The sequence below is a fragment of the Alistipes sp. 56_sp_Nov_56_25 genome, from assembly GCF_001915285.1.
GTDB classification, from domain to species: domain Bacteria; phylum Bacteroidota; class Bacteroidia; order Bacteroidales; family Rikenellaceae; genus Alistipes; species Alistipes shahii.
Genome location: NZ_MNQF01000016.1, coordinates 86,028 through 95,251, shown reverse-complemented (window position 1 = coordinate 95,251; position 9,224 = coordinate 86,028). Strand labels below are relative to the sequence as shown.

The 9,224-nt window shown below is 62.8% G+C and carries 4 protein-coding genes and 1 pseudogene; 3 read left to right on the top strand and 2 right to left on the bottom strand.

Annotated elements, in window-relative coordinates; all coding sequences use genetic code 11:
* Nucleotides 1-181: 181 nt before the first annotated feature.
* Nucleotides 182-1,135 (top strand): annotated as a pseudogene (gene terL, locus BHV64_RS06330) (phage terminase large subunit); the annotation flags it as partial.
* A 107-nt stretch (nucleotides 1,136-1,242) separates the two neighbouring features.
* On the top strand, nucleotides 1,243-2,358 hold the full coding sequence (locus BHV64_RS06325; RefSeq protein WP_118406501.1) for an NAD(P)H-dependent flavin oxidoreductase: 1,116 nt from the start codon (nucleotides 1,243-1,245) through the stop codon (nucleotides 2,356-2,358).
* A gap of 76 nt (nucleotides 2,359-2,434) precedes the next feature.
* Here BHV64_RS06325 and BHV64_RS06320 read toward each other — a convergent pair whose 3' ends face one another.
* Both BHV64_RS06320 and tsaD read right to left on the bottom strand, forming a co-directional pair.
* Entirely contained in the window at nucleotides 2,435-3,325 is an 891-nt protein-coding gene (locus BHV64_RS06320) for a BACON domain-containing protein (protein ID WP_147344291.1), read from the bottom strand.
* Nucleotides 3,326-3,352: 27 nt separating this feature from the next.
* Nucleotides 3,353-4,375: a tRNA (adenosine(37)-N6)-threonylcarbamoyltransferase complex transferase subunit TsaD gene (gene tsaD, locus BHV64_RS06315; RefSeq protein WP_015545777.1), complete on the bottom strand. Its 1,023-nt coding sequence runs from the start codon at nucleotides 4,373-4,375 to the stop codon at nucleotides 3,353-3,355.
* Nucleotides 4,376-4,436: 61 nt separating this feature from the next.
* Here tsaD and BHV64_RS06310 point away from each other — a divergent pair, with 61 nt between their 5' ends.
* Nucleotides 4,437-9,032: a translocation/assembly module TamB domain-containing protein gene (locus BHV64_RS06310; protein WP_288115662.1), complete on the top strand. Its 4,596-nt coding sequence runs from the start codon at nucleotides 4,437-4,439 to the stop codon at nucleotides 9,030-9,032.
* Nucleotides 9,033-9,224 lie beyond the last annotated feature (192 nt).

The following is a 9,224-nucleotide window of genomic DNA, read 5'->3' as shown; positions in this document are numbered from 1 at the left end:
CGAAAACTATCTGATGCAGTTTGTAAAATAATTCGGTGGAGTTGAATTGCATCGTATCTATAAAGGTTAAGGAGAAAGGGCCGAAAAAATGCGGCGTTTCCCCTTATACATAAAATTTCAGATTAAAAACAAGGCAAATTTTTTCGTTCATTAGTTAGTTTGCGACAATTTTGATTATTTTCTGTATAAAGACGCGCTTGAAGCCAATTCGCCGCTCGTCCGCGCCAACTGCTGGGAGTGGTACACCTCCGTCGTGCGGACCCGCATGCACAACGCCTCGCGCGAGCTGGTGGTCTTCACCCGCTGGCACGAGGAGGACCTGATCGGCGCCCTCGCGGCCCGCGAGCCGGTCGAGGAGCTGCGCGCGTGGTCGCAGCTCGACACGCTGCCTGCCGACCGGTGGCTGCACCTCAATTTCGAGGCTCTGAAAACCGCGCCGCCCACGGAGGTTGACCCCCGCCAGCCGGGCGAGGCGTTGTGGGAGCGACAGCACGGCGCTGCGCTGCTGGAGGCCAAGCGGCGGCTGGACCCGCTGCAATTCGAGGCGATGTATCAGGGGCGCCCTTCGGCCCGCGAGGGGCTGTTGTACGGGCTGAATTTCGCCGAGTACGACTGTCTGCCACACGAGATCGTCCGCCGCGCCAACTACACCGACACCGCCGACACGGGCGACGACTACCTCTGTTCGCTCTCCTATGCGGTCGATGCCGACGGGGTGATTTACATTACCGACGCGGTCTATTCGCGCGAGCCGATGGAGGCGACCGAGCCGCTGGTGGGGGAGATGCTCGTGCGCTCGGACACGCGGCAGGCCGCCATCGAGAGCAACAACGGCGGCCGCGGTTTCGCCCGGGCCGTGCAGGCACTTGCGCCGGGCGTGCGCGTCGAGTGGTTCCACCAGAGCGGCAACAAGGAGGCGCGCATCCTCTCCAATTCGGCCACGGCGCTCCACCTCGTGCGTTTTCCCCGCGGCTGGAACCTCCGCTGGCCCGAACTCTACGCCCATCTGACGACCTACCGCCGGAAGTTTCGCGCCAACCGATGGCACGACGCGGCGGATGTCGTGACGGGCATCGTCGAGCGCGAGGCCGCCGGCCGGGGGCAGAAACGGGTCCGCGGCATCCGGTTTTTGTGAGCGGACAATGTGAAGTCTGCGTTAAATATGTTCCCGCGCGGAACCAAACGCTCCGATTTTCCGTACCTTGTACCCCGTTACGTCACTTATTCTTTTAAGTAAACAGCATGAAATCATTGAAAATCGGAAATTTATGCGCCTCCATGCCCATCGTTCAGGGCGGTATGGGCGTAGGCGTCTCCCTTGCGGGCCTGGCATCGGCCGTGGCCAATCAGGGCGGTGTCGGCGTCATCTCGTCGGCCGGTCTCGGGGCGATCTATAACAACTATTCGAAGGACTATCGCGCCGCCTCGATCTGGGGGCTGAAGGAGGAGCTTCGCAAGGCCCGCGAAGCGACGAAGGGCATCATCGGCGTCAACGTCATGGTCGCCATGTCCAACTTCGCCGACATGGTGAAGACCGCCATCGCCGAGAAGGCCGACATCATCTTCTCGGGTGCGGGGCTTCCGTTGAACCTGCCGTCGTTCCTCACGGAAGACGCCAAGACCAAACTGGCTCCGATCGTTTCGTCGGCGCGCGCCGCGAAGGTACTGTGCCAGAAATGGTTCTCGGAATATAAGTACATCCCCGACGCCATCGTGGTCGAGGGTCCCAAGGCGGGCGGCCACCTGGGTTACAAGGCCGACCAGATCGCCGACGAGCACTATTCGCTCGAAGCCATCGTTCCGCAGATCGTGGCCGAGGTCCGTGCCTTCGAGGCCGAGCACAACTGCCGCATTCCGGTGATCGCCGGCGGCGGCATCTATACGGGCGAGGACATCTACCGCATCATGGCGCTGGGCGCCGACGGCGTGCAGATGGGGACGCGCTTCGTCACCACCGACGAGTGCGACGCCGATCCGGCTTTCAAGCAGAGCTACATCGAGGCGCACGAGGAGGACATCGAGATCATCCAAAGCCCCGTCGGCATGCCGGGTCGGGCCATTCGCAACTCGTTCCTCGACCGCGTGAAGGAGGGCCTGAAGGTCCCCAAGGCGTGCCCGTTCGACTGCATCAAGACGTGCGACGTGACGCACAGCCCCTACTGCATCATGCTGGCCCTCTATAACGCTTTCAAGGGCAAGCTCCGCAACGGCTACGCCTTCTGCGGCTCGAACGCCTGGCGTGCCGAGAAGATTCAGTCGGTCCGGGAGCTGATGACATCGCTCCGCACCGAGTACGACAGCTTCGCCGCGAAATGCGAAGGCTTCTCGCTCCGGGAAAAACTCTTCGGCGCGAAGTGATCCGCCGCCTCCCAATAAAGACAAACCCCTCCCGGTGTAAACCCGGGAGGGGTTTGTCTTTGCCGGATGTCGTGCGTCATTTCGCCGCGGCGTAGACGAGTTTGAGTTTGGCGAGCTGCGCGTTTTTCTTGTTGGTGATCTCGATGCGGTAACGCAGGTTCTCTCGGGCGTCGATCAGTGTGTAGGACCATGTGCCGTCGTCGCCGTAATCGAGCGTATACTGCGGTTCCGAATTGTCGGCGCCGAACAGGTCGAGGCTGACGTCGTTCTGCTGGCTCGTGGGCAGGTAGTGAACCTCCGAAAGAACTTTGCCGGCGATGGCCGGGAATTCGACGTATGCGCCTAATTTGCTGAAAAACAGTCCTTGGGCCGGATCCGGAATGGAGGGGCTGAACTGTTTGTTGTCGAGCCAGTAGAATTTGCCGCCCTCGTCCGGATCGACGAAAATGGCAAATGTGTAGCCGCCGATCGTGTACTCATGGCGCCCGGTCGTGAAGTTATCCGTCGAATAGGGCGGCAGCTCGGGGGTGGCGACCGAAGCTCCCAGCGTAAAATCGGCCACCAGGGTTACCTCGGACGGCAGCACCGGGGTGATTTCGTCCTGGCTGACGCTGACGGTTTTCACTCCGTCGACGTTCGTGGCCGCGATCTCGATGCTGCCCAGCTGCTTCACATAGCCGTCCCAGTTGCCCGCGGCGGCGGTTACGCGGACGGTAGCGTCACCCGTGCCCTCGGTCTTGTCGAGCGTGAAGCCTTCGCCCGAGGGGACGGCCTTCCACGCGGCGGTCGTAGTGATGGTGAAGGTTTCGGACTCCCCGGCCTCGCCGCCCAGTACGAGGGCGTCTGTGCTGACGGTCAGCGTCGCGGTGTTCTTGTCGTTGTCGTCGTTGCAGGCGGTTGGGCCGGTGACGGCGAAAACTGACAGCAGCAGCCCCGAAAGGACCCGCATGAATCTGGATGTTTGCATAAATTATTTTTTTTGTGAGTGAGTAGCTTACAACTCCTCGAGCCGCGCCACGGGCGAGACGTCGAGCGACGAGAAGTCGCCCCGCAGGTAGCGGTAGTAGCCCGCCATGGCGATCATCGCCGCGTTGTCGGTCGTGAACTTGAACTCCGGAAGGAACGTTCGCCAGCCGCGCCGGCGGCCCGCTTCGGCGATGCCGTCGCGCAGGCCCGAGTTGGCCGAGACGCCGCCCGCGATGGCGATGTCGCGGATGCCCGTCTCCTTCGAGGCGCGGATGAGTTTGTCGAGCAGAATCTCGACGATGGTCCCTTGCAGCGAGGCGCAGAGGTCGGCCTTGTGCGTCTCGATGAAGTCGGGGTCTGCGGCCACGGCGTCGCGCAGCGTGTAGAGGAACGAGGTTTTCAGGCCCGAGAACGAATAGTCGTAGCCCTCGACGCGGGGATGCGCGAAGCGGAATGCCTTCGGATCGCCCTCCTTGGCCAGACGGTCGATCACCGGACCGCCCGGGTAGGGCAGCCCCATCACCTTGGCGCACTTGTCGAAGGCCTCGCCTGCGGCGTCGTCGATCGTCGTGCCGATGATCTCCATTTCGAGCGGGGAGTCCACGCGCACGATCTGCGTGTGGCCGCCGCTCACCAGAAGACACAGGAACGGAAAGTCCGGATGGGGCAGCGTGCGGTCCCGAAGGTCGATGAAGTGCGAGAGGATGTGCCCCTGAAGGTGGTTGACCTCGACCATCGGGATGTTGCGGGCGATCGAAAGCCCCTTGGTGAACGACACGCCCACGAGCAGCGATCCGACCAGCCCCGGGCCGCGCGTGAAGGCGATGGCGTCGATCCGGTCGGCGGCGACGCCCGCCTCCTTGAGCGCCGTGTCCACGACGGGGATGATGTTCTGCTGGTGGGCCCGCGAGGCCAGTTCGGGGATCACGCCGCCGTATTTGACGTGAACCGCCTGCGAGGCGATGACGTTCGACAGCAGGACGTTGTTGCGGAGCACGGCGGCAGAGGTGTCGTCACACGAGGATTCGATGCCGAGAATTGTAATATCCATCCGGAATTATAATTGTTTTTTAACTATTTTCGCTAAATTTGCAGGTTATATAGGAGTCCTGATGCGCAAAGGTATAAAAATATTGGGAAAGGTGTTCTCGGCGGCGGTTTTGTTGCTGATAATTGTTCCCGTGGCGCTCTCGCTGCTGCTCGACATTCCCGCCGTGCAGAACTACGCGGTGCACAGGGCCGCGTGCTTCGTCTCGCGCAAGCTGGAGACCACCGTGTCGATCGACCGCGTGGACATCGGCATCTTCTCGAAGGTCAGGGTCAAGGGCTTCTATGTCGAGGACTACCAGCGCGACACGCTGCTTTACGTCGGGAAGCTCGACGCCTTCATCACGAGTTTCGGCATCTTCGGCGGCGGGCTGGAGCTGAGCCGCGGCGAGATCGCCGATGCGAGGCTTTACCTGCGGCAGACGCCCGGCGGGGAGATGAACATCAAACAGATCGTCGACCGCATTTCCGACCCCGACAAACCCAAGAAGGGCAATTTCCGCCTCTCGCTGAAGAAGGCCTCGATCGAGAACATGGACCTCTGCCTCGAACGGCTCGACCATCGCGATCCGGAGCACGGCATCGACTTCTCGCACATGCACCTCTACGGCATCACGGCCCGCGTGGACGATTTCACGATCGACGGGCAGGCCATTTACACCTCCATTGTGGCCTTTTCGGCCCGCGAACGCAGCGGCTTCGTGCTGAACCACCTGGCCGGGAGGTTCTACATGACGCAGGGCTATCTGGGCTTCGAGAACGCCTCGATCATCACGCCGCGTTCGAACGTCAACTTTCCGTTCGTCTCGCTGGCGGGCGACTCGTGGGCGCAGTACAAGGATTTCATCGGCGAGGTGCGCATCGACGCCTCGATGCGCAATACGACCGTTTCGACCGACGACATCGCCTTTTTCGCCCCGAAGCTGCGCGACTGGCATGTGGATTTCACCGACGTAAACGTCGAGGTCGCCGGCGTGGTGTCCGATTTCACGGGCCGGATCAGGAGCATGCAGATCAGCGAGGGGACGACGCTCGTGGCCGACGCCTCGGTGAAGGGGCTTCCCGACATCCGGAAGACCCGTTTCGACCTGTCGGTTCCCCGCCTGCGCTCCACGGCCCGGGCCGTGGACGAGCTGGCCCTCGGCATCGCGGGCCGCAAACTCTCGGACAAGCTGGTCGGCGTGCTGGGCAATTCCGGGCAGATCGACCTCAATGCCCGTTTCCGGGGACTGCTCTCGTCGTTCGACATGCAGCTGGGCGCCGCGACGGGCGTGGGTAACGTCTCCTGCAACCTGAAAATGGCCCCGGTCAAAGGGGGGTTGAGCAGCGTGCGGGGCGATGTCGAGACGCGCAACCTGCGTCTGGGCGAGCTGCTCGACCGCCGCGATCTGCTGGGCAACGCCACCCTCACGGCCTATGTCGACGGCGTGATCGGCAGGGGCGTGGCCGACGCCAACGTCGTTGGCAACGTCACGCAGCTGGGATTCAACGGCTATGTCTACGACTCGCTGCGGCTCGACGGCCGCCTGCGCAACCGCGAGTTCGACGGACGCATCACGGCCCGCGATCCCAACCTCGACTTCGACTTCTTCGGCACGGTCGACCTGAACGACTCCGTGCCGCGCTACGACTTCACGATGGACCTGCGGCACGCCGATCTGGCCCGGCTGCACGTCAACCGCCGCGACTCGGTGTCGCAGCTCTCGGGCCGCATCGTCGCTGCCGCCGGAGGGCGTTCGCTCGACGATCTGAACGGCCGCATTCAGGTGACCGACGCCCGCTACCGCTACAACGACAAGGAGATCGCGGCCGCCAGCATGACCGTCACGGGCGAGAACTCCGAGCGGAGCAAGTTCGTGGAACTGCGCTCGGACTTCGCCGACGTCACGTTCCGGTCGAAAACCAGCTACCGCACCGTCTTCGAATACCTGCGCCGGAGCGCGTGGAAATACCTGCCGATGCTGGGCGGCGAAAAGTGGGAGGAGACGCCTTCGGAACGCAAGGCCGCCGTGGCCAACGACTTCTCGCTGCTGTCGGTCAACATCCGCAATTTCAACCCCGTGGCCGACGCCGTGTCGACGGGACTTCAGATCGCCGACGGCTCGTCGCTGCAACTGTTGTTCAATCCGGCCAGCGACCAGTTGTCGCTCAAGGCAGCGTCGGAGTACATCGAGCGCCGGCGCATGCTCGCCACGCGCCTTTCGGTCAACGCCTCGAACCGCGGCGACTCGCTGGCGGTCTACGCCTCGGCCGAGGATCTCTATGCAGGGGTGCTGCACCTTCCGCGCCTCTCGCTGACGGGCGGCGCGCGGCAGAACCGCGTGCAGCTCTCGGCAGGCTTCGACGACACCCTGCGCCGCGTCTCGGGACTCGTCGGGTTCCGCGCCGCGGTGGCCGACGAGCACGGACCCAACGGCCGCGTCGTCGATTTGCGGATTCTTCCCTCGCACATCACCCGCGGCGACAAGACGTGGCAGATTTTCGCCCGCAAAATCCTGCTCGACACCGCGCAGGTCGTGATCGACAAGTTCTACGTGATGAACCGCGAGCAGGAGCTGCTGCTCGACGGCGTCGCCTCGCGCAGTCGCGAGGATTCGGTGACGCTCTCGCTGCACAATTTCGACCTGGCGCCCTTCGCGCAGGTCGCCGAGCGCATGGGCTATTACATCGAGGGGCGCACGAACGGTTCGGCGGCGATGAAGTCGGTGCTGCGCGGCGGCGAGATCACGGCCGACATCCTGCTCGACAGCGTGGAGGTCAACGACATTCCCGCGCCGCCGATGCGCTTCGCCTCGCGCTGGGACTTCGCCCGCAGCCGCGCCGGAGTGACGGTCTCCGACCGTATCAGGCGCGACACGCTGATCCGCGGTTTCTACGCCCCCGACCGCAACCGCTATTTCGCCCGGCTGGACGTCGACAGTCTCGACATGGCGCTGCTGGACCCGATCCTCGCGGGTGTCGTCTCCTCGACCGAGGGCATGGCCTCGGCCGGCCTCACGTTGCAGGGCCAGGGCCGCAAGGCCGATCTCGAAGGCGAAATCCGGGTCGCGGGGCTGAAAACCACGGTCGATTTCACGCAGGTGACCTATTCGATGCCCGAGGCCGTGCTGAACGTGAAGAACAACCGGTTCAGGGCTTCGAACGTCCCGATTTTCGACCCCCGGGGCAACCGGGGGCGGTTCGATTTCGACATGAGCCTCCAGCACCTTTCGAATATCTCCTACGACGTGCGCGTGGCCCCGCAGCAGATGCTGGTGCTCGACACCGACTCCGACGACAACGACATGTTCTACGGCAGGGTCTTCGCCACGGGCACGGCCCGCATCTCGGGCGACAAGGGGGCGGTGAACATGGATATAACGGCCTCGACCGACGGCAACTCCTCGTTCGTGATGCCGCTGTCGAGCAAGTCGAACATTTCGAACGCCGATTTCGTGGTCTTCGAGCAGCCCGAGCAGGCCGATACGCTCGACGACGTGGCGCGCAAGAAACTCTCCTTCGAACGCAAGCACCGCCAGAAATCCGACGCCGGGAGCCAGATGAAGATCACCCTCGCGCTCGACGTGCGGCCCGACGCCGAAGTCGAACTCGAAGTGGCGGGCAACACGGTCAAGGGGCGCGGCGCGGGCGCGCTGAACCTCCAGATCAACCCCAAGGCCAATATTTTCGAGATCTACGGCGACTATACGATCGCGGAGGGCAGTTTCATGCTGTCGCTCCAGCAGATCATCAACAAACGCTTCACCATCGAGAGCGGTTCGTCGATCCAGTGGACCGGGTCGCCGATGAACGCGATGCTCGACATCGACGCCGTGTACAAGGTCAAGGCGTCGCTGCAACCCCTCCTGCAGGGCACGGCCGACCTCGGGGGCGACCGTTCGGTTCCCGTGGAGTGCGTCATTCACCTCGGCGAGCGGCTTTCGAACCCCACGATCACCTTCGACGTGCGGGTTCCCGGCTCCGATCCCGAGACGCAGAGCCTGATCGCCAATGCTCTCTCGACCCCCGAGACGGTCGACACGCAGTTCCTCTACCTGCTGCTGTTCAACAGCTTCATGTCCGAGAACTCGTCGCAGGCCTCGTCGAACATCGGCAGCTCGGTGTCGGCGGCCACGGGACTGGAGTTCGTGTCGAACATGGTCAGCAACTGGCTTTCGTCGTCCGACTACAACGTGGTGATCCGCTACCGGCCCAAGTCGGAACTGACGAGCGACGAGGTCGATTTCGGGCTGTCGAAGAGCCTGATCAACAACCGGCTGTTCGTCGAGGTCGAGGGCAACTACCTGATCGACAACAAGCAGGCCGTGAACAGTTCGATGTCCAACTTCATGGGCGAGGCCTACATCACCTACCTGATCGACCGGGCCGGGACGCTCAAGCTGAAAGCCTTCACGCAGACCATCGACCGCTTCGACGAGAACCAGGGTTTGCAGGAGACCGGCATCGGCGTCTACTTCAAGGAGGATTTCGACAACCTGCGCGACCTGCGGCAGCGGATCAAGGAGCGTTTTACGAACAAGAAGCGCAAGGCGCGGCGCATCGCCCGCCGTACGGCCCGCGCGGCCGAAAAGGCGGCCGAAGATGCGGAACGGAACCGTCTGCGCGAACCGGCGGATACGCTTTCGCCGTTCGGATACGTTAAAGAGGAAGAGGATGAATAGAAGGTGAACTTTGCGGTTAAGCGAGAGCAGAGACTGCTTGAAAAGTGAAAGGTGTCCCTGCGGTGATTGAATCCGACTTGATGCCGGAGCCGTGAGACAACGACCCGACTAAAAGCGCGGGCGGAGGGGCCGGGGCGCGTGCGCCCCCGCGGGCGCAGACTGCAAAACCGGCGCTCGAAAACGAAATTGGAA